The 20780-nt window shown below is 63.5% G+C and carries 20 protein-coding genes; 2 read left to right on the top strand and 18 right to left on the bottom strand.

From position 1 onward, the window contains the following. Positions 1-9: 9 nt before the first annotated feature. From queC to ruvC, 12 genes are all read right to left on the bottom strand, one after another. Positions 10-690, bottom strand: coding sequence for a 7-cyano-7-deazaguanine synthase QueC (gene queC / locus D0550_RS30480; protein ID WP_116812966.1), 681 nt, complete (start codon positions 688-690; stop codon positions 10-12). An 80-nt stretch (positions 691-770) separates the two neighbouring features. Further along, positions 771-1463, bottom strand: coding sequence for a 7-carboxy-7-deazaguanine synthase QueE (gene queE, locus D0550_RS30475; RefSeq protein ID WP_116812965.1), 693 nt, complete (start codon positions 1461-1463; stop codon positions 771-773). Between the two features lie 63 nt (positions 1464-1526). Next, positions 1527-2297: a tol-pal system protein YbgF gene (gene ybgF, locus D0550_RS30470; RefSeq protein WP_161966137.1), complete on the bottom strand. Its 771-nt coding sequence runs from the start codon at positions 2295-2297 to the stop codon at positions 1527-1529. Positions 2298-2308: 11 nt separating this feature from the next. Continuing rightward, a complete protein-coding gene (gene pal, locus D0550_RS30465; RefSeq protein WP_116812963.1) occupies positions 2309-2833 on the bottom strand; it encodes a peptidoglycan-associated lipoprotein Pal in 525 nt (174 codons plus the stop codon). A gap of 159 nt (positions 2834-2992) precedes the next feature. Continuing rightward, positions 2993-4294, bottom strand: a complete 1302-nt coding sequence (gene tolB, locus D0550_RS30460) for a Tol-Pal system beta propeller repeat protein TolB (protein WP_116812962.1) — start codon at positions 4292-4294, stop codon at positions 2993-2995. A 40-nt stretch (positions 4295-4334) separates the two neighbouring features. Continuing rightward, entirely contained in the window at positions 4335-5192 is an 858-nt protein-coding gene (gene tolA / locus D0550_RS30455; RefSeq protein WP_241520973.1) for a cell envelope integrity protein TolA, read from the bottom strand. A 93-nt stretch (positions 5193-5285) separates the two neighbouring features. Next, positions 5286-5735 (bottom strand): protein TolR, encoded by a 450-nt coding sequence (gene tolR, locus D0550_RS30450; RefSeq protein ID WP_116812977.1) that lies wholly within the window; start codon positions 5733-5735, stop codon positions 5286-5288. A 5-nt stretch (positions 5736-5740) separates the two neighbouring features. Then, the gene (gene tolQ, locus D0550_RS30445; protein WP_116812976.1) at positions 5741-6451 is read right to left on the bottom strand and encodes a protein TolQ; all 711 of its coding nucleotides are present in this window, start codon (positions 6449-6451) and stop codon (positions 5741-5743) included. Between the two features lie 8 nt (positions 6452-6459). Further along, positions 6460-6867, bottom strand: a complete 408-nt coding sequence (ybgC, locus tag D0550_RS30440) for a tol-pal system-associated acyl-CoA thioesterase (protein WP_116812960.1) — start codon at positions 6865-6867, stop codon at positions 6460-6462. After that, complete coding sequence (gene ruvB / locus D0550_RS30435; protein ID WP_174842522.1) at positions 6860-7891, bottom strand: Holliday junction branch migration DNA helicase RuvB; 1032 nt, start codon at positions 7889-7891, stop codon at positions 6860-6862. The genes ybgC and ruvB overlap by 8 nt, the downstream gene beginning before the upstream one ends. A 9-nt stretch (positions 7892-7900) precedes the next feature. Beyond that, positions 7901-8506, bottom strand: a complete 606-nt coding sequence (gene ruvA, locus D0550_RS30430; protein ID WP_116812958.1) for a Holliday junction branch migration protein RuvA — start codon at positions 8504-8506, stop codon at positions 7901-7903. Then, a complete protein-coding gene (gene ruvC, locus D0550_RS30425; protein WP_116812975.1) occupies positions 8503-9006 on the bottom strand; it encodes a crossover junction endodeoxyribonuclease RuvC in 504 nt (167 codons plus the stop codon). The genes ruvA and ruvC overlap by 4 nt, the downstream gene beginning before the upstream one ends. A 227-nt stretch (positions 9007-9233) precedes the next feature. Here ruvC and D0550_RS30420 point away from each other — a divergent pair, with 227 nt between their 5' ends. Both D0550_RS30420 and D0550_RS30415 read left to right on the top strand, forming a co-directional pair. Then, a complete protein-coding gene (locus D0550_RS30420; RefSeq protein WP_116812957.1) occupies positions 9234-11402 on the top strand; it encodes a RelA/SpoT family protein in 2169 nt (722 codons plus the stop codon). Positions 11403-11405: 3 nt separating this feature from the next. Further along, positions 11406-11888 carry a WbuC family cupin fold metalloprotein gene (locus D0550_RS30415; protein ID WP_116812956.1) on the top strand — a complete coding sequence of 161 codons (483 nt, stop codon included), beginning with the start codon at positions 11406-11408 and terminating at the stop codon, positions 11886-11888. Here D0550_RS30415 and D0550_RS30410 read toward each other — a convergent pair. From D0550_RS30410 to D0550_RS30385, 6 genes are all read right to left on the bottom strand, one after another. After that, positions 11885-12613, bottom strand: a complete 729-nt coding sequence (locus D0550_RS30410; protein WP_116812955.1) for an ABC transporter ATP-binding protein — start codon at positions 12611-12613, stop codon at positions 11885-11887. The genes D0550_RS30415 and D0550_RS30410 overlap by 4 nt on opposite strands. After that, positions 12610-13638 carry a hypothetical protein gene (locus D0550_RS30405; protein WP_116812954.1) on the bottom strand — a complete coding sequence of 343 codons (1029 nt, stop codon included), beginning with the start codon at positions 13636-13638 and terminating at the stop codon, positions 12610-12612. The genes D0550_RS30410 and D0550_RS30405 overlap by 4 nt, the downstream gene beginning before the upstream one ends. A gap of 80 nt (positions 13639-13718) precedes the next feature. Continuing rightward, the gene (locus tag D0550_RS30400) at positions 13719-15056 is read right to left on the bottom strand and encodes an APC family permease (RefSeq protein ID WP_116812953.1); all 1338 of its coding nucleotides are present in this window, start codon (positions 15054-15056) and stop codon (positions 13719-13721) included. A 96-nt stretch (positions 15057-15152) separates the two neighbouring features. Then, the gene (gene lpdA, locus D0550_RS30395) at positions 15153-16577 is read right to left on the bottom strand and encodes a dihydrolipoyl dehydrogenase (protein WP_116812952.1); all 1425 of its coding nucleotides are present in this window, start codon (positions 16575-16577) and stop codon (positions 15153-15155) included. Positions 16578-16665: 88 nt separating this feature from the next. Continuing rightward, positions 16666-17880, bottom strand: a complete 1215-nt coding sequence (gene odhB, locus D0550_RS30390) for a 2-oxoglutarate dehydrogenase complex dihydrolipoyllysine-residue succinyltransferase (RefSeq protein ID WP_116812951.1) — start codon at positions 17878-17880, stop codon at positions 16666-16668. A 26-nt stretch (positions 17881-17906) separates the two neighbouring features. Then, the gene (locus tag D0550_RS30385) at positions 17907-20768 is read right to left on the bottom strand and encodes a 2-oxoglutarate dehydrogenase E1 component (RefSeq protein WP_116812974.1); all 2862 of its coding nucleotides are present in this window, start codon (positions 20766-20768) and stop codon (positions 17907-17909) included. Positions 20769-20780 lie beyond the last annotated feature (12 nt).

The raw sequence follows: 20780 nt of genomic DNA, 5'->3' as shown, positions 1-20780 counted from the left end.
CACGGAAATTCATCGAAAATACCGTGTCGGGTCCGCCACGCCTGCGGACAGGAATCCAGAGCGGCGCAGACGGCAGGAATCGCAGCTCCCGCAGGCCCGGCCGTCGGCGTCGGCCTGATAGCACGACACTGTCAGGGAATAGTCCACGCCCAGGGAAACGCCGCGCTGGATGATCTGGGCCTTGGTCAGGTCGATCAGCGGCGTGACGATCTTGAAGGCCACCGTGCCCTCCACGCCCGCCTTGGTAGCCAGGTTCGCGACGCGCTCGAAAGCGGCGACGAAAGTCGGCCGGCAGTCCGGATACCCTGAATAGTCGACCGCGTTCACGCCGATGAAAATGCGCGACGCCTCGAGGACCTCGGCCCAGCCCAGCGCGAAGGACAGCATCACGGTATTGCGCGCGGGCACGTAAGTGACGGGAATGCCCACCTGAGGGGACTCTGGTACGGCGATGCTCGAATCGGTCAGCGCCNACCCGCCGATGCCGCCGAGATCGATACGCAAGGTGCGATGCTCGACGACGCCAAGAGACTGAGCGACCCGTGCCGCGGCGTCCAATTCAGCACGATGGCGCTGACCATAATCCACGCTCAGCGCGTAGCACTGAAAACCCTGCTCGCGGGCGATCGCAAGCACGGTGGCGGAATCGAGGCCACCGGATAACAGCACAACGGCGCGAGAACCGGACATGACGTGAAAACTCTCTCTAGCAGTGCTCGTAGAGCACCGGACTTTTAATCCATTGGCCCCAGGGTTGGGTCCCAAGCGGTCTATTTGCCGGGCGTATCGCCCCACAACACCTTGTGCAGCTGAACCTGCAGCCGCACCGGCAGCCGCTCATCGATCACCCACTGCGCCAGATCCCGCGGCTCGACCTGACCATAGCTCGGGCTGAACAGCACCATGCAGCGCTCATACAGCCGGCGCTCGCGAATGAAATCGCGAGCCCACTCGAAATCGGCGCGGCTGCAGAGCACGAACTTCACCTGCTCTTCCGGCCGCAGCACATCCAGATTTTCGTAACGATTGCGCCCGACCTCACCGCTCGCCGGCGTCTTCACGTCCACGACTCGCACCACGCGCGGATCGACATTACTCACATCGATTGCGCCGCTGGTTTCGAGCGACACGCTGTAGCCGGCATCACACAATCGCTGCAGCAGCGGGAAACAACCCTTCTGCGCGAGCGGCTCGCCGCCCGTGACGCAGACATGCTTGGTATTGAACGTCGCGACCCGCGCCAACACGTCGTCGAGCGAAGACCATTCGCCGCCGTAGAACGCGTAGGCCGTATCGCAATACTGACAACGAAGCGGACACCCGGTGAGACGCACGAACACGGTGGGCCAGCCCACGCTGTCCGCTTCACCCTGGATGGACAGAAAAATTTCAGTGAGCTTGACGCGCGCCGCACCGGTGCCGGTAGCGGCGGAATCGACAGTGGTTGAGTCAGCGAGGTTCATGAGACTGATCTAAACCACCCGGCGCCGGCATCATGGAGCGCCCCAACGGGGCGCCCGATGAAATTACCGGCCTTCGCTATCCAGCTTCGCCAGGCGTTGGCCGGCGAGACGGGCGGCGGTGGTATCGCCAAAACGCTGCACGACCTGGTTGAGCGCCGAGCGCGCCTCACCCCAGTTCTTCAGCTCGTAATTGCAGTAGCCGATCTTCAACAACGCATCCGGGATCTTACGCGACTCCGGATACTTCTCGAGCACCGTCCGGAAATCGCGCAACGCGTCCGGATACTGCTTGGTCACGTAATGCGCCTCGCCCAGCCAATACTGCGCGTTATCGGCCAACGGACCATTCGGGAAAGTCGTGAGGTACTGCTTGAACGCGTTGATCGCTTCCGGATATTTCGCATCCTTCAGCAGATCGAACGCGGCTTGATAGTTGGCGCGATCGTCGCCCTGCGGGATCGGCAAGCCCGCCGCCGGCGTGACAGCGGACGCAGCCGCGCCGGGATTGCCTTCGAGCGCCGAGAGCCGACGATCGACATCGCCATACAGTTCACGCTGCTGCGTCTGGCTCTGCGTGGCCTGGTGTTGCAGCTCATCGAGCTGACCCCGCAGCACCCGCGTTTCCGCCTGCGCCGCTTCGATCCGTTGCGACAGATCGAGCAGGCTCTGATTGGCGAGCACGCGCTCGAGCCGCAACAGGCGGCTATCGAGCTCGGACAGCTTCTGCACCGTCGGATCGGCTTCCGGCGGCGTCGTGGCACAGCCCGACAACACCGCCGCCACCGCGGCGATCAACGCGACGCGAACAGCAGCAATGTTGGGTACAGCTCTCATGGCGATTCGACTCATCGACCGTAGACCAGCTCGACGCGACGGTTCTTGCTGTAGGCCGCTTCGTCACTGCCCTGCACGGCCGGACGCTCTTCGCCATAGCTCACGGTGGTGATCTGAGTTTCAGTCACGCCCTGGAGCATCAACGCGCGACGCACGGCCTGCGCACGGCGCTCGCCCAGACCGATGTTGTACTCACGCGAGCCGCGCTCGTCGGAATGGCCTTCCAGACGAACCTTCCGCTGCGGGCTGCCGTTCAGGAATTTGGCATGGGCGGCGACCACCGGCACGAACTCCGGCTTGATCTCGGCGCGGTCGTAATCGAAGTACACGATCACACCGGCGGCCTTGGCCGCTTCCATCGCCTGCTGCTCGGCGGACAGCGCGCTGCTGCCGACGCCGCTGCTCTCCGCACCTTGAGTGCTGGTGGTCGGGCCAACCGCCTCGGAGGTGTTCTGCGCTTCGGGCAGAGGCTTGTTACCGCAAGCCGCCAGGATCAGACCACTCGCCACGATCAGCACCAGCCGCGTTACACGCATCTACAGTCTCCTGAATTTAGTTGTTACGACCAGCGAACCCGCTGAAAAATCCGCTGTCGCCATTCACAGACCAAAACTGCGGCGAATTTTGCCACAACTTCGGCCCGCGCAAGGCGCCTTCGGCGGACTTTTTCCAGCCAGATACCTGCTATTTCACGCTCAACGCTGCGGGAACGGAGCCCAAACGGGCTCGCGCACTTCGCCAACGGTATTGCTGAACCGCTCCGCCGTGCGGCCATCCGTCGACACGGTCGCCAGCACGCCGCGGCCCTTGTCCTGCGTCGCATAGATCAGCACGGCGCCATTGGGGGCGAAGCTCGGGCTTTCATCCTGGCGACCTTCGGACAGCACCTGCATGCCCTTGGAGGCCAGATCGATGACACCAATTCGGTAATTGCCACGGTCCAGGGTCACGACCGCGAGCTTTTTGCCATCGGGCGAAACGCGCGGGCGGGCGTTGTAGCCGCCTTCGAAACTCACGCGCGTGGCGCGATTCGGATTGGCGACCTCGATCTCATAAATCTGCGGGCCACCGGCGCGATCGGAGTTGAAATACAGCTTCTTGCCATCCGACGACCAGCTCGGCTCGGTGTCGATGCCGGGATCGAACGTCATGCGCGTGAGCACCTGGCTGTTGAGTTCCAATGTATAGATGTCGATATCGCCATCCTTGCGCGACAACGTGATCGCGAGCGTCTTGCCATCCGGCGACCAGGCCGGCGCGCCATTGATGCCAGCACGCGCTGAAACGCGCTTGCGCTCGCCCGTGCGCAATGTTTGCACATAGATCGCGGACGCCTTGGTCTCGAACGACACGTAAGCGAGGCTCTGGCCATCCGGCGACCACGCCGGCGACATGATCGGCTCGTCCGAGCTGGTGATGGTCTGCTGATTCTCGCCATCGTAATCGGAGACGATCAGCTTGTAGCGCTGCTTGGGTGGTGTTCCTTCCGCGCTGACGAATGCGACGCGCGTCGAGAAGGCGCCACGCACACCGGTCAACTGCTCGAAGATGATGTCCGAAATCCGGTGCGCCACTGCGCGCATGTTGTTCGCGTTCCCGGTGACACGCTGTCCGGCCAATCGCTGCCCCGTGAGCACGTTATAAAGCTCGAACTGCGCAGCGAAGCCTGCACCTTCCGGCATCAGCTTGCCGACCGCGATGAAATCGGTCTTGAGATACCGCCAATCCTGGAAGCGGACCTGATCGCCCTGCACCGGTCGATCGATCATTTCCTTGCGGTCCAGCGGCGCGAAGCGGCCACTGCGTCGCAGGTCCGCGGCCACCACCTCGGCTACGTCGAAGGGCGCAGCGCCGGTGGATTCCCAACCGAACGGCACGATGGCGATCGGCACCGCATCCTCGGCGGACTTGGTGATCTCGATGACCAGCTGCGCGTGGGCCGCGGACGCCAGCCACGTCAGTGCGAAGCAAACGAAAACGGCAAAGGTTTTTTTCATCAGTCACAGCTCCTTGGAGCGAAATCGGTCCTGCCCCGCGCTACGCGCCGGGCCTGAAGTTGAAGGTGATTTCCGGCTGAAACAGGCGCGGGTTGGGCGGTGTCGGCAGCGGCGACGCGCTAATCACTGCGTTCTCGACCGACTGCTTGACGGCGGCGTCGCCATTACAGCTGCCAACTCTCGCCGACAGCACGACGCCAGCGGGCGTTTGCCTCACGGTCACCTGGCACACCAAATCGTCCCGTGCCGAGAGCGGACGGTTCCAACGGCGCTGCACAGCCTGCCGGATCATGGCCTGGTACTGCGCCATTTCCGGCGAGTTCGCCGCGGCCGCGGCCGCCGCTGCATCGGACTCCTCTTCCTGCAATTGGCGCTGCAAGTCCGACTCCCGCGCCTCCTGCAAACGTTTGTCGTCGGCCGCCTTGCGACGCTCGGCCTCTTCACGCTGCTTGCGCTCGATTTCGGCGACCCTCTTCGCCTCTTCCTCGGCGCGTTTCTTGCGCTCGGCTTCGGCGGCGGCGCGTTTCTTTTCCGCCTCCTGCCGCTCGCGCAGTTGCTGCTCTTCCGCCTGGCGGCGTTGATCCGCTTCCTGGCGTTGTTTCAATTCGACCTGACGCTCCGCTTCCGCCCGTTGTTCCGCTTCCTTGCGCTGGACCTCCTGCTTGCGCTGAGTTTCTTCCTGCTCGCGGCGCTGCTGCTCGGCGGCCTGATCCTTCTCGCGCTGGGCCTGTTGTTCGCGTTCACGCTGAGCCTGCTGCTCGCGCTGCTGTTGTTGTACCCGGTCGCGATCGCGTTGCTGGCGCTGCTGGCGGGCAGCGTCATTGAGCGTTTTCGGATCGACCACCACGGCCTGGATCGCAAGCTGCACCGGCGGCGGGCTGCGCTGCATGTTCAGCATGGTCAAGCCGAATATGCCGGCAAACAACGCGTGCAGCAGCAACGCGCCGAGAATGTACGTCCAGTGTTGTTTGATGAAATCGACCATGAAGCCTTAGCGCTTTTTGTTATTCCGCGCTTCGGCCGGATCGGTGATGAAACCCACCTTTTCGGCGCCCGCTTCCTGTAACAGCACCATGCCGGTGACCACGCGGCCATACGGCACATTGGTGTCGGCCTTCACCAGCACCGGTGTTTGCGGCTCACGGCGCAGCACCGTCGCGACGCGCTCGACGATGGCGTTCTCATCCATCGCCGTTTCCTCATCCTTGCCGATGTTCAAGTAATACTTGCCGGCGGCATCGACGCTCAGGATCAAGGGCTGATGCTGCCGCATCAGGTCTTCCGGCAGCGGCTCGGCGGCCGCCTTGGGCAGATCCACCTTGATGCCCTGAGTGAGCATGGGCGCGGTGATCATGAAGATGATCAGCAGCACGAGCATCACGTCGATATAGGGAACGACGTTCATCTCGGCCACGAGCCGCTTGCCACGGCGCGCGTTCATCGGGCTCATGCGTGCGCCTCGGCGCCACGCTGCGACTCACGAGGAGCCGACGCATGTCGCTGCAGAATCGTCGACAGCTCCTCGGTGAAGGTGTCATAGCGCGTTTCGACACGGCTCACCTGATCCGCATACCGGTTGTAAGCGACCACCGCGGGAATGGCGGCGAACAGGCCCATCGCGGTGGCGATCAGCGCCTCGGTGATGCCCGGAGCGACCATCGAGAGCGTCGCCTGCTGCACGTTACCCAGACCGTGGAATGCATTCATGATGCCCCACACCGTGCCGAACAAGCCGATGTACGGGCTGGTCGAGCCAATGGTGGCGAGCATCGCGAGGCCCAGCTCCAGACGATCGCTTTCCTTGAGCAGCGCGACGCGCATGCCGCGACGTGCGCCTTCGATCAGCTGCGCGGAGGCAATGCCGCCCTGCTGGCGCAACCGTGAGAACTCACGAAAGCCCTGCTCGAAAATCGCCTCCATGCCTTTGGTGACGCGACGGCTTTGGTCGATGGAACGAAACATGGCGGTGAGATCGCCGCCCGACCAGAACGTCTCCTCGAAGCGGTCGGCTTCGGCACGCGCACGGCTCAGCTCGGCGCGTTTGCGCAGCATGATGGACCACGACACGAGCGATGCGAGCAGCAGCAGCGCCATCACGATCTGCACCACGATGCTGGCGTTGAGCACCAGCTCCAGCGGATTGAGGTTCTCTGACATCATTCCCATCACTCCCGAATTAATTCTTTGGGTAACGCCGTCGGGCGCAGACTGACCGCGTCGAGGCACGCGACGCGCACCTTACCTTCGACCAGCAGCTCGCCCTGGAGTCCGCCGCGAAACACCTGTTGCTGAAACGTGAAGCTGGCGCGCGTGCGCTCGGCGATCACGCAGGTGACCAGCAGCTCATCGCCATAGCGCGCCGGGCGGCGATAGTGCGCTTCGATATCGACGACCACGAACATCAGCCCGTGCTGCTCCTTCAGGGGCAGCTGCTCGATCCCGGCGGCACGCAGCCATTCGGTGCGGGCGCGCTCCATGAACTTCATGTAGTTCGCGTAGTAGACAATGCCGCCGGCATCGGTGTCTTCCCAATAGATACGGACCGGCCATCCGAACGGCTGCGACTCAGTCATTGAACAGCTCGCCGGTCCCCGGTCGTTCCGGCAACTTCAAACCGAAGTGCTGATATGCCATTCGCGTCGCCATCCGGCCACGGGCCGTGCGCATGATGAATCCTTGTTGGATCAGATACGGCTCGATCACATCCTCGATGGTGCCGCGCTCCTCGCCCAGCGCCGCCGACAGGCTTTCCACGCCCACCGGCCCGCCGTCGAATTTTTCGATGATGGTCAGCAGCAGCTTGCGGTCCATGAGATCGAAGCCCAGCGGGTCCACGTCCAGCATATCGAGCGCCGCCTGCGCCACTTCGTCGGTAATCCGGCCACCGGCACGCACTTCGGCATAGTCACGCACGCGCCGGAGCAACCGATTGGCGATACGCGGAGTTCCTCGGGAACGCTGCGCAATGCGCCCTGCTCCGGCCGCATCCGCCGGCACGCCCAGCAAGCTCGCGGACCGAGTCACGATCCGTTGCAGCTCGGCCTGATCGTAAAACTCCAAACGTTGCACGATGCCGAACCGGTCTCGCAACGGCGAGGTCAGCAGGCCGGCCCGCGTGGTCGCGCCGATCAGCGTGAACGGCGGCAAATCCAGTTTGATGGAGCGCGCGCCCGGGCCTTCGCCGATCATGATATCGAGCTGAAAATCTTCCATGGCCGGATACAGGATCTCCTCGACCTGCGGGCTCAGCCGATGAATCTCATCGACGAACAACACGTCGTTGGCCTGCAGGTTGGTGAGCAACGCCGCCAGGTCCCCGGCACGCTCGATCACCGGTCCCGAGGTCTGCCGCAAGTTCACCCCGAGCTCGTTGGCGATGATGTTCGCCAGCGTGGTCTTGCCCAGGCCGGGCGGACCGAAGATCAGCACGTGATCCAGCGCCTCGCGGCGGTTGCGCGCCGCCTGGATGAATATTTCCATCTGCGTCTTGACCGCCGACTGACCGACGTAATCGGCCAGTTTCTTCGGCCGCACGGCACGGTCGAAGGCGGCTTCATCGCCCTGCGAGGCGGCGGAAACGATGCGGTCCTGCTCGATCATAGTTACTTATCGACTGGCAGCGGCCTGCAATGCGCGGCGAATGATTTCCTCGGTGGTCTGCGCCGACGCGTCCACCGCCTTGAGCAGCCGCGTCACCTCGGCGGGCTTGTAACCCAGCGCCACCAGTGCGCTGAAAGCCTCCGCTTGTGGACCAATCGCAGGCTCGGCGGTTCCGCCCGTAGGCAGCACAGCCAGCCCGATGTCGCCAAATCCCTTCACCCGGTCGCGCATCTCGACCACCAGACGCTCCGCCGTCTTGCGGCCCACGCCCGGCGTGCGGACCAGCGTATCGATGTCCTGCGCCTCGATGCACATCAGGAAGGCATCGACGGTCAGACCCGACAGCAGGGCCAGCGCCAGCTTCGGCCCCACATTGGAAACTTTCAGCAGCTCGCGGAACAGCCGCCGCTCGCGATCGGTGCCGAAGCCGAACAGGATGTGCGCATCCTCCCGGACCACCAGGTGCGTGAACAAATGAACATCCGACCCGGCCGCCGGCAGACCGTAGAAGGTCGACATGGGCGCTTCCAGCTCGTAGCCGACGCCCCCCACATCGATCACCAGCTGCGGAGGTTGTTTGGCCGTCAGCTTACCGCGTAGAAAACCGATCATTGCGCCGAGCCTGCAACGAGTTGGTGCAGCTGGCTGTTGAGATTGCGGGAATGCGCGTGGCAAAGCGCGATGGCCAGCGCGTCGGCCGCGTCGGCGCCGAGCGGCCCGGACAGATTCAACAAACGTCGTACCATCAACTGCACTTGTTCCTTCTGAGCGGCACCGGTGCCCACCACGGCCAGTTTCACCTCACGGGGCGCGTACTCAAAAACACGAGGGCGCACGGCAAAAGTCGCACTCAGCGCCGCGCCTCGCGCCTGCCCGAGCTTCAATGCGCTGTCGGCATTGCGGTGCATGAACACGCGCTCGATGGCGACCTCGTCGGGCTGATACTGACCGGCCAGCTGATCGACGCCGGCAAAAATTTCCTGCAATCGATCGGCCAGCGATGCGCCCCGGGCGCGGATCGATCCGCTCACCACATAGGTGACCTTGGCCCCCGTTTCGATCACCGCGTAACCGGTGCATAACGAGCCCGGATCCAGCCCCAGGATGCGCACCTTGGCGGGCGGCGCCGCCTCGGCCGTGAGCGGCGAGGAACGCTGCCGAAGGCTGACCAACGCGGCCGGTACCTTTGTGTCACCCCGGGCAAGGTTGAGTTCGGCGAGACTTTTCGGCCGCCTGTGTCTGCGCAAGGACTCTCTCTGCCTGGACCCGCGAGGGTCTCGAGTTGCGAAGCCGGTATGATACCGGCAACGGCTACAAACCGACACGATCCGCGCTTTCCATGCCTTCCGTCGACGACGCTGCATCCGACACCGAGCAGACCGCGAATGCCCGCCGCCGGGCCCGCGAGCTGCTGGCAAAACTGGCTGCCACGGTGGGAGCAGACCAGCCCCAGGCCTCGGCCGCGTTGACGCGTGCGCAAGCCATTGGCGACATCCTGGTCAGCCTGACCGATGACGACGACATCCTCGGCGGTGCCCTGCTGCTGCCGTTGCTCGAAGCCGAGGTGATCACGCCGGAACAGGCGATCGAGACAGTGAGCGCGCCGGCCAATCGGATCGCCACCGAGCTGCAGCGGCTGGGCTCGCTGAACATCAGCATTCCGACCAGCACGGGTGGACGCGGCACGCCGTCGCTGTCGAGCAATCAGGCCGAAGGCCTGCGCAAGATGCTGCTCGCCATCGTCACCGATCCGCGACTCGTGCTCGTGAAGCTCGCCGCTCAATTGCAACAGTTGCGCGATAGCAAGGACGCACCGCCCGCCGAACGCGAACGGCTCGCCTATGAAACGCGCGAGGTGTACGCCCCGCTCGCGAATCGTTTGGGCGTGTGGCAATTGAAGTGGGAGCTGGAGGACCTGAGCTTCCGCTACCTCGACCCGGAGAGCTACAAGACCATCGCCGGCTGGCTGGCCTCCAAGCGCATCGATCGCGAGCGTTACATCGACGAAGTCATCGAGGTATTGCGGAAGGAGCTCGACAAGGCGCACATCCCGCATGCCGAGATCGCCGGCCGCCCGAAGCACATCTACAGCATCTGGCGGAAAATGCATCGCAAGGGGCTGCAGTTCGATCAGCTCTACGACGTGCGCGCAGTGCGTGTGCTCGTGGACAGCATCGCCGATTGTTATGCCGCGCTCGGCATCGTGCATGGAATGTGGCCATACATCCCCGGCGAGTTCGACGACTACATCGCCACGCCCAAGGACAATCTGTATCGCTCCCTGCACACGGCCGTCATCGGTCCGGGCAAGCTGCCGCTGGAAGTTCAGATCCGCACGCGCGAGATGCACGCTCACGCCGAGCTCGGCGTCGCGGCCCACTGGCGCTACAAGGAAGGCGGCAAAGCCAATCCGGCCTACGAGCAGAAAATCATCTGGCTGCGGCAAGTCCTCGAGCCCGGCGAGCGTGGTGAGGAAACCGAAGGCGAGTTTCTCGATCGGGTCCAGTCCGAGCTGTTCGAAGATCGCGTCTATGCCATCTCCCCGCGCGGCGAAGTGGTCGATCTGCCGCGAGGCGCGACGCCACTGGACTTCGCTTATCACGTGCATACGGACCTGGGCCATCGCTGCCGCGGCGCGAAGGTCAACGGACGCATGGTGTCGCTCAACCAGGTCCTGCAGAACGGCGATCAAGTCGAGATCATCACCGGCAAGCAGCTCAATCCGAGCCGCGACTGGCTGGTGCCCTCGCTCGGCTACCTGGCCTCGCCGCGCAATCGAAACAAGGTCCGCTCGTTCTTCCGCAAGCTCGACGAGCAACAGAACATCCAGCAGGGCCGGCAGATTCTCGAACGCGAATTGCAGCGGCTCGCAGTTCACTCGGTGACGCTGCCGGAGCTGATCACCGAGTTCCATTTCGACAACGCCGATCAGCTGTATCGCGCGATCGGCGAAGGCGAAATCAACGTCGCGCAGATCAGCGGCGCCGTGCAGCGTCGCGCCAGGCCGCAGGAATTGCCGACCCCGATCGTGCGCCGGCCGGCAGCGGCGCCGAAGAAAGCTTCCGGCATCACCATCGATGGCGTCGACGATTTGTTGTCGACCTTCGCTGGCTGTTGCAGCCCCGTGCCGCCCGAGCCGATCGGCGGCTACATCACGCTGGGTCGCGGCGTCAGCATTCACCGCGACGACTGCGCCAACTTCAAGCGCCTGGCTACCGCCAATCCCGAGCGTGTCATTGCGGTCGAATGGGGCTCGGGAGGCGATCGTGCGTTCCCGGTCGACATCAACGTTCGAGCGTATGATCGGCGCGGCCTGCTGCGCGACGTCACGGCGATTCTCGCCGACACGAAGATCAACATTCACGCCATGAACACGTTGACGCACGAGGCCGACGACATCGCCGACATGAACCTGAAGATCACCGTGCACGACCTGGAAGAGCTGTCGCGCGTGCTGGCGCGCATCCAGGGCTTGCCCAATGTATTGAGCGCTCGCCGCAAGGTCTGAACCATGAAGCTGATCTCCAACGCCCTGCTCGATGAAATCACCGCCAAGGCCGCGGCGAGCCCACGCCGGCGAGCCCATCACAATCTGCACAGCTCGCCGAGCGACCTCGTGCAGCGTTTTGTGGTGGTCGCGCAGAGCGATACATACATTCGCCCGCACCGGCATCTGACCAAGTCGGAGCTGTGCACGGTCGTGCGCGGGCAATTCGAAGTGGTGGTGTTCGATACTGACGGGACGATCACGCACCGCAGTGTCGTTGGCGAGGGCACACCCAATCTGGCTTTCGAGCTGCCACAGGCGACCTGGCACACGCTATTGGCTTTGACCGACGGCGCTGCGTTCGTCGAAGTCAAAGAAGGGCCCTACGATCCCGCGACCGCTGCGGAGTTCGCAGGTTGGGCGCCTGAGGAAGGTCGTGCGACGGCGGACTTTCAGCGGTGGGTACAATCGGCGCCGGTGGGCGCGCGCGTGCCGTCGTTTACTTAGGTCGACGCTGCGGCGAGCGCCGTTTCCATTGCGCTGTCGCCCTGCACGCGGAACGCAGCGATCTCGCTTTCACTCCACTCGCGAACGATGCGCCCGTCGATCAACAACGCCGCTTTGTCGGCGTAGTGCTCGACGATGTCGAGTGAGTGGGTGGCCAGCAGCACGGCGCAGCGTCCGTCCGTCAGCCGGCGCTGCAAATGATGTTTCACCAACAGTGCGCTGGCCGGGTCGAGACCGTTGAATGCCTCGTCCAGCACGATCAGCGTCGGCTCACCGAGCAATGCGAGCAGGATGCAGAGCTTCTGTCTCGTGCCGAGCGAATAGGTGTCGACGAAGCTGTCGAAGTAGCCCTCGAAACGCAGTTCGTGCGCCAGGGTCAGAACATCGGCGCTGACCTCGCGCAGTCCTTTCGCTTGTGCGTACACCTCCAGACACTGCCGCCCGGTCAGCAGACCCGGCAATTGCTCTGGCGCGCAGGCGTAACCCAGGCGCTGCTTGGCAGCGAGCGGATCGGTAGTCGCGGAATGTCCCGCGATCAACAAGTCGCCCTGTGATGGCGTGAGCGCACCGCTGATACAGCGAAGCAACGTGCTCTTGCCGACGCCGTTCGGGCCCAGCAGACAGAACCACTCGCCGGCCGGCACCTGCAAACTTACGCCGCTCAGTACTTCGCGCTTGCCGTACTTGGCGTGCACCTGGCGGACATCGAGCACGATGGCGGTCATGACTTGGCTCCCACTCGCAACTGCAGGACGGTTACCAACGCTGCAACCGTTGCAACGGACAGCGCGATCTTCACCAGCGGCGATCGGCCCCGATAGTGATCGACCAGCGCCAAGCCCGAGATCGAAACGAACAGTCCGAACCACAGCACGGCGGCTTGCAGCGCCATACTTACCGGGGCGCCGAGCAGCAACATGCAAGCGATCGCGAGGACCACGCCGATGAGCTGATGAAGCAGCGCGCGGCGAGAGACGGACCAAACAAAACCCAGCAGCGTGATCGGCGTGGCGCGCAACCACGTCGCAGCGGATTTCGCGACGGTCGTGGTCGCTGAGAGCAACGCGGCCAGATAGCTCGCGACGAAGTACATCGCAACGACCGACAGCCCGGCGACCGCCGACGATCCGCCCTGCACGGCCAGCAAGGCGGCGATCAGCACGTAACGGGAATTCTCAGGCCGGCTCCACGCGAGCACTTGAGCGATCGGCCAACCGGACAACGCACTCGCATCGGGTTGCATGCTGGCCTTTGCAGCTTTGCCTCGGGGCTGGGGCACGTAACGCGACGGAACGACACCCGATGGTTTGGTCCGGCGACCTGTCCACCAGCCCACAACGCCCCCCACAAACAATCCACCGGCAGCAGCGCCCGCAACCTTTTCCGCTGCAGCTGCCACGCCTTCGTTCGTGAGCGCAATCAACGCAGGAACCATCACCGCCACAACGGCGAGTGCACACAGAGGAAGCAGCACGCGAATCGCCTGCGACACCAGCAGACTTCGCGGCGGAATCGGCGTGGCGACGAGCCACGATTGAGACTCGGATTCTTCGAGCTGGCGCCGCCGTCCACTCACAGATGTTGCGGCATAGATGACTGCAACCACTGCCAGCAACACCCAATAGTCCGCCAGCGCTTTGATGCCGCCGACGACCTGTCCCGACCCCGCAAGCAGCAACGCGATGACAACAGCCAGGGCGCTCAGAGCGAGCAGTACGGCTCTACTGCCCTCCTCGCGCCACCGCGACATTGAATTTATAAATCTCAGCCATTCGACCAGCAGCGCCGGATGTCGGCGCAGGATCGCCGGCGTCCAGGCCGGGACCGACCTTACGCGGGTTGCGCTTTCACTCGCCACGTTCGCAACCCGTAAAGAACGAACACCACCACCAGCACCACCAGCAACGCGATGAACTGTTTGCGCGTCACCGTCTCATAGAACAGCCAGGCCAGCGACAGGCAGGTCGCGATCGGCACCAGCGGTCCGCCGGGCATCAGATACGGCTCGCCATCGGTGCGCACGTCTTTCTGCCGCAGCACCAGCGCCGCGATGGCACACAGGAAGTAAAGCATCAACGCCGACAGATTCGCGAAAATCGCCAGCGTTTCATAGGTGCCGGACAACGCGATCAACAACACGATCACGCCGTAAATGACGATCGCTTTGTGCGGACTGTGAAAGTTCGGATGCACCGACTTCAGGATGCGCGGCAGGAACCCGTCGCGGCTCATTGCAAACAAACCGCGCGGCTCGGACAACACATTCGCGCTCAAGTAGCCAAACATCGAAACCACCGCACCCACGACCAGGATGGTGCGACCGACTGGACCGACGATCGAGCCGGCCGCGCTGGCCAGCGGCGTCGTGCGATCGTTCGCCAGATCCGTGCCCATGATGCCGAGCGCGACGAACTGAATCGTCAGATACAACAGCGTTGCCGCCCCCAGCGCCATGAACGCGGCGCGCGGCACCGTTTTCGATGGATTCTTCACCTCGCCGCTCGGCATCAGCGAGCCTTCGATGCCGGAAAACGCGAAGATCACGATGCCCGCAGTGCCCAGCACCGTGCTCGCCTCGGGCACGGTGGTCCAGGTCAGATTCGATGGCTCGATGAAGAACACCCCGATCGCGACGAATGCGAGCAGCGGTAACAATTTGGCCACGGTCACCGCCTCGATGACGCGTGCACCGGTTTTTACGCCCCGATAGTTGATCGCCACCAGGGTGCCCACCAGCAACACGACGACGAACGGGTAAACCCAGCTCGAGCCGTCCGGTGCGAGCGTCAGAATGGATCGAGCCAGGACGTTGCAAATACCGGCCGCTGCCGAGGTCCCCGTGGACAGGACCAGGCAGCCGGCCACGAATCCCCACATCGGTCCGAGTGCCGTTTCAACATAGGCATAGGGCCCACCGGAGGCCGAGACCCGGCTGCCTGCCTCGGCGAAACACATGACGACCAGGCCCATGATGATGGCGCAGGCCACATAGGCCAGCGGCGCGGCGGTGCCGAGTTGCAGAACGGCGAATGCCGGCAGCACGAAAATTCCGCTACCCACCGTGTAATTGAAGATGTTCGCCGCCAGCTGGCGCGTGCCGAGCTCGCGGGACAACAGTGCGTCGGGGTTGCCGGCGCGGACGGCCGACGTGAAGTTGGTGTCCTGCATCGGCCGAGAATAGCCGAAGAGAGGGACAGATTAGAAAATCTGTCCCAGGATCCGCAGTAGAGGGGACAGATTTTTGAATCTGTCCCTGGCTAGGCCTTATCGATTCGGGAAGTCGATCGCGATCTTGTCCGCGTTCAGCGCCGCCTCGTGCAGCGCCTCGGACAGGGTCGGATGGGCATGGATGGTCCGCTGCAGGTCCTCGGTGCTCGCCGAGTACTCCATCGCCAGCACCGCCTCGGCGATCAGCTCGCCGGCCATCGGGCCGATGATGTGCACGCCCAGGATCTCGTCGTCATCCTTGGCGGAGACGACCTTGGCGAAGCCTGCGATGGACTCCATCGCGCGGGCGCGGCCGCTGGCCAGGAACGGGAACGAGCCGACCTTGTACTCGCGGCCGCTCTTCTTCACTTCCTCTTCGGTCTGGCCGACCCAGGCAATCTCGGGGGCGGTGTAGATGACCGAAGGAATGGTCTTGTAATTCACTTCGGCGATCTTGCCGGCGATCAGGTCGGCAACCATCACGCCCTCTTCCTTGCCCTTGTGCGCGAGCATCGGGCCACGCACCACGTCACCGACCGCCCACACATTGGCCGCGTCGGTCTTGCAGTCGTGATCGACCTTGATGAAACCACGCTCGTCGATCTGCACGCCGGTGCCGTCACCGAGCAGATCCTTGGTGAACGGACGACGGCCGATGGCGACCACCACCTTGTCGACTTCGAGCGTCTGCTCGCCCTTGGCGTCGGTGTACTTGAGCGTCACGCCCTTGGCGGACTTGTCGGCACCGCTGACCTTCGCGCCCAGGCGAATGTCGAGGCCGAGCTTCTTGAAATGCTTGAGCGCTTCCTTGGCGACAGCACCGTCGGCCGCCGGCAGGAAAGCATCGAGCGCTTCGAGCACCACGACTTCCGCGCCGAGGCGACGCCACACGCTGCCGAGCTCCAGACCGATCACACCGGCGCCGACCACGCACAGACGCTTGGGAACGGCGTCGAATTCCAACGCGCCCCACGAGTCGACGATCTGCTTGCCGTCGAACGGCACGCTCTTCAATTCAGTGGGCGAAGAGCCGGAGGCGAGAATGACGTGCTTGGCGGTCAGCTCTTCTTTCTTGCCGTCCTTGCCCGTGAACTCGACCTTGTTGCCCTTGAGCAGCTTGCCGTGACCCTGCAGAGCCGTGACGCCCGCGGCCTTGAACAGCCCGCTGATGCCCTGAGTCGAGGCCTTGACGATGCCGGCGCGACGCTTCTGCATCGTGGCCACGTCGACCGACACGTCGCCGACCTTGATGCCGTGAACGGCGAACTCGTGCTGCGCACGGTGCACCAGCTCCGAGCTCTCCAGCAGCGCCTTGGAAGGAATACAGCCGGCGTTCAAGCAGGTGCCGCCGAAGGCATACGAACCGTCCTTGTTCACCCACTCATCGATACACGCGACCTTGAGCTTGTTCTGGCCGGCGCGGATGGCGGCGGGATAACCGGCGGGACCACCGCCGATGACAATGACGTCGTACTGGGACATGCGAGCTCCGCAACTAATCTTTAGTCAGAAAACAAAATGGGGACGATCATGGGCGCCGCAAGCGGGGCGCCCATGATCAGCAGGCGGGTTACAGCTGCAGCAGCAGGCGTGCCGGATCTTCCAGCGCGTCCTTGATCGCCACCAGGAACTGCACCGACTCGCGGCCATCGACGATGCGATGGTCGTAAGTGAGCGCCAGGTACATCATCGGGCGGATCTTGATCTCGCCGTCGACCACCATCGGGCGCTCCTGGATCTTGTGCATGCCGAGGATGGCAACCTGCGGCGGATTCAGGATGGGCGTCGACATCAGCGAGCCGAACACGCCACCGTTGGTGATCGTGAACGTGCCGCCGGTCAGCTCTTCGAGGGAGATCGAGCCGTCGCGCGCCTTCTTGGCATAGTCGCCGACCGCCTGTTCGAGCTCCGCGAAGCTCAGCGCTTCGGCGTTACGAATGACTGGCACCATCAAGCCACGCTCGGTGGAGACGGCGACGCCGAAGTCGTAGTACTCGTGATACACGACGTCGTTGCCGTCGATGGACGCGTTCACTGCCGGGAACTTGCGCAGTGCTTCGATCGCCGCCTTGATGAAGAACGAGCTGAAGCCCAGCTTCACGCCGTGCGCCTTCTCGAACTTGTCCTTGTAGCGGGCGCGGATCTCATTCACCGCCGTCAGATCGACTTCGTTGAACGTCGTCAGCATGGCCGCAGTGGACTGCGCCTGAATCAAACGCTCGGCGATGCGAGCGCGCAGACGCGTCATCGGCACGCGCTGTTCATTGCGCGAGCCCACGGCTGCCGGCAACTTGACCGCCGCAGCCTGCTTGGCCGGAGCCTTCGCTTCGGCCGGGGCCGACTTGCCCGCCATGTGCTGAATCACATCGCCCTTGCTCACGCGGCCATCGCGGCCGCTGCCAGAGATCTGCGAGGCGTCGAGCTTGTGCTCTTCGACCATGCGCTTGGCGGCCGGAGCCAGCTTGCCACCGCTTGCGGCAGCAGCCTTCTCGGCAGGAGCTTCAGCCTTGGCTTCGGTCTTCGCCGCGGGAGCGGCCACAGCACCCTCGCCTGCTTCCAGAATCGCGAGCACCTGACCGCTCGTGACGGTCGCGCCGTTCGCGACCTTCAACTCTTTGATCACGCCGGACGACGGTGCGGGCACTTCGAGCACGACCTTGTCGGTTTCCAGGTCGACCAGATTCTCATCGCGGCTGACGGCCTCGCCCGGCTTTTTGTGCCAGGAGACCAGGGTAGCGTCGGTCACGGACTCGGGCAGTTGCGGAACCTTGATTTCGATTGTCATCACTTGATCCTGTTATTACCCGCGGCTTACTTGTTCGCGGCCTTCAGGCGCGTGGTATTCCGCAAGGACTCTTCGGTGCTGGTAGAGCGCAGCGCGGCGTCGACCAGCGCCTGCTGTTGTTCCTGGTGCATCTGAGCGATGCCGGTGGCGGGAGCGGCCGCCGGAGCACGGCCTGCGTACAGCAGCTGATGATCCTTCGACAGCGACTCCTGCAGACGATGGCGAATCTGATACCAGGCGCCCTGATTCTGCGGCTCCTCCTGACACCAGACGATTTCCTTGGCGTTGGAATACTTCTTGATGATCGCTGCGTATTCCTCGGCCGGGAACGGATACAACTGTTCGACGCGCACCACTGCGATGTTGTGCAAGCCGTCGCCGCGACGCGAGTCGAGCAGATCGAAATAGACCTTGCCCGAGCAGAACACGACGCGCGTGACCTTGCTCGCCTGGATATCGTCGACCTCGTCGATGACGGTGCGGAACGAGCCCTGAGTGAGATCTTCCAGCTGCGACACCGACAGCTTGTGACGCAGCAGGCTCTTCGGCGTCATGATGATGAGCGGCTTGCGGAAGCCCTGCTTCATCTGACGACGCAGCATGTGGAACATCTGTGCCGGCGTCGACGGCACGCACACCTGCATGTTCTGCTCGGCGCACAACTGCAGGAAACGCTCCAGACGCGCGGACGAATGTTCCGGACCCTGGCCTTCATAGCCATGCGGCAGCATCAGCGTGATGCCGCACAGACGGCCCCACTTCGCTTCGCCGGAGCTGATGAACTGGTCGATGATGACCTGCGCGCCGTTGGCGAAGTCGCCGAACTGCGCTTCCCAGACGTTCAGGCTGTTCGGCTCGGTGGTCGAGAAACCGTACTCGAAGCCAAGCACCGCCTCTTCCGACAGGAACGAGTCGAACACATCGAAGCGCGGCTGGCTCGGCGACAGATGCTGCAACGGAATGTAGTTGTCGACGCTGTTCTGGTCGTGCCACACCGCGTGACGGTGGAAGAACGTGCCGCGGCCGCTGTCCTGGCCGATCAGACGCACTTCATAACCTTCGGTGAGCAACGTCGCGTACGCCAGGTTCTCGGCGAAGCCCCAGTCGAGCGGCAGCTGGCCGGCGGCCATCTTCTCGCGATCCTGGACGATCTTCGTGACCTGACGATGCAGCGTGAGATTCGCCGGCAGCGTGGTGAGCTTGGTGGCCAGCTCGCGCAACTGCTCGACGCGCACGCCGGTCTTCACCACTTCGCTCAGATCGACGTCGTGGTACTTGGTCCAGTCGACGGTGTGCTTGTTGCCGATCAGACCCAGCGACTGCTTGGCCTGCGACTTGCCCTCGTCCATCTCGCGGCGGTACTGATCGACCATCGCGTCGGCATCGGCCATGACGATCACCTTTTCGGCGACCAGGCGCTCGGCGTAGATCTGGCGCGGTGTCTTCTGCGCACGGATCTTGGAGTACATCACCGGCTGCGTTGCCGCCGGCTCGTCCGACTCGTTGTGACCCAGGCGGCGATAGCAGACCAGATCGATCACGACGTCCTTGTGGAACGTCATGCGGTAATCGAGCGCGAGGCGCGTGACGAATGCGACCGCTTCGACGTCGTCGCCGTTCACGTGGAAGATCGGCGCTTCGATCATCTTTGCCACGTCGCTGCAGTACATGGTCGAGCGCGCATCTTCAGGCTTGGAGATGGTGAAGCCGACCTGGTTGTTGATGATTACGTGCACCGAGCCGCCGGTGTAGAAGCCGCGCACCTGCGACATCTGCAACGTTTCCATCACGACACCCTGCCCCGCGAAAGCGGCGTCGCCGTGAATCAGCAGCGGCATGACCTTGTCGCCCTTGGTGTCGCTACGGCGCTGCTGGCGCGCGCGCACCGAGCCTTCGACCACCGGGTTCACGACTTCGAGATGCGAGGGGTTGAACGCCATCGCGACGTGCACGTTGCCGCCCGGCGTCTTGATGTCGGTCGAGAAGCCCTTGTGGTACTTCACGTCGCCCGAGCCCTGCATGTGGTTCACGTCGTAGTGACCTTCGAACTCGGAGAACAGCTTCTGCGGCGACTTGCCGACCACGTTCACCAGCAGGTTCAAGCGGCCGCGGTGGGCCATGCCGATGACCATTTCTTCGATGCCGCGCAGGCCGCCCTGCTGGATCAGATCGTCGACCAGCGGCACCAGCGCGTCGCCGCCTTCCAGCGAGAAGCGCTTCTGCGCCGGATACTTGGTGGCGAGATAACGCTCGAGACCTTCCGCTGCGGTCAGGTGACGCAGGAACGTCTTCTTCTCATCGGCGGAGTAGCGATTCGTGACCCGACCTTCCTGGAAGCGATTCTGCAGCCACAGACGCTCGGTGGAATTGGACACGTGCGCGAATTCGGCGCCGATGGTGCCGCAGTAGATCTGGCGCAGCTGAGCGACGATGTCCTTCAGCTTCATGCGCTTCGGGATGGCGTCGATGCGGCTGCCAGTGAGGAACTCGGTCTCCAGGTCGGCATTGCTCAGGCCGAAGTGCGACAGCTCGAGCACCTCCGGCACGGGGCGGTTCATCAACCCCAGGGGGTCAATGTCAGCGAGCAGATGGCCGCGATTCGAGTAAACCTGCACCAGTCGCGCCACGGCGCCCTGCTTGGCCGCTGCGTCGCTGGACACTGCGCCTGCCCCGGCAGCCGCTGCCGGGGCGCCGATGGAGTAAGCACGCTTGGCGAGAGCATCGCGAATCGGGCCGTGCGCCACATCCGTGGTGCCGGCCGCTTTGGCAAGTCCGGCGAAGTAGTCGCGCCATTTGGGCTCGACTGACTGCGGATCAGCGAGGAACTGTTCGTAGAGGGATTCGATGTAAGGGGCGTTGCCAGCCCCGAGAGGCTGTCTCTTATACACATCTGACGCTGC

The sequence above is a fragment of the Steroidobacter cummioxidans genome, from assembly GCF_003104955.1.
This window is presented reverse-complemented; position numbering and strand designations above follow the sequence as displayed.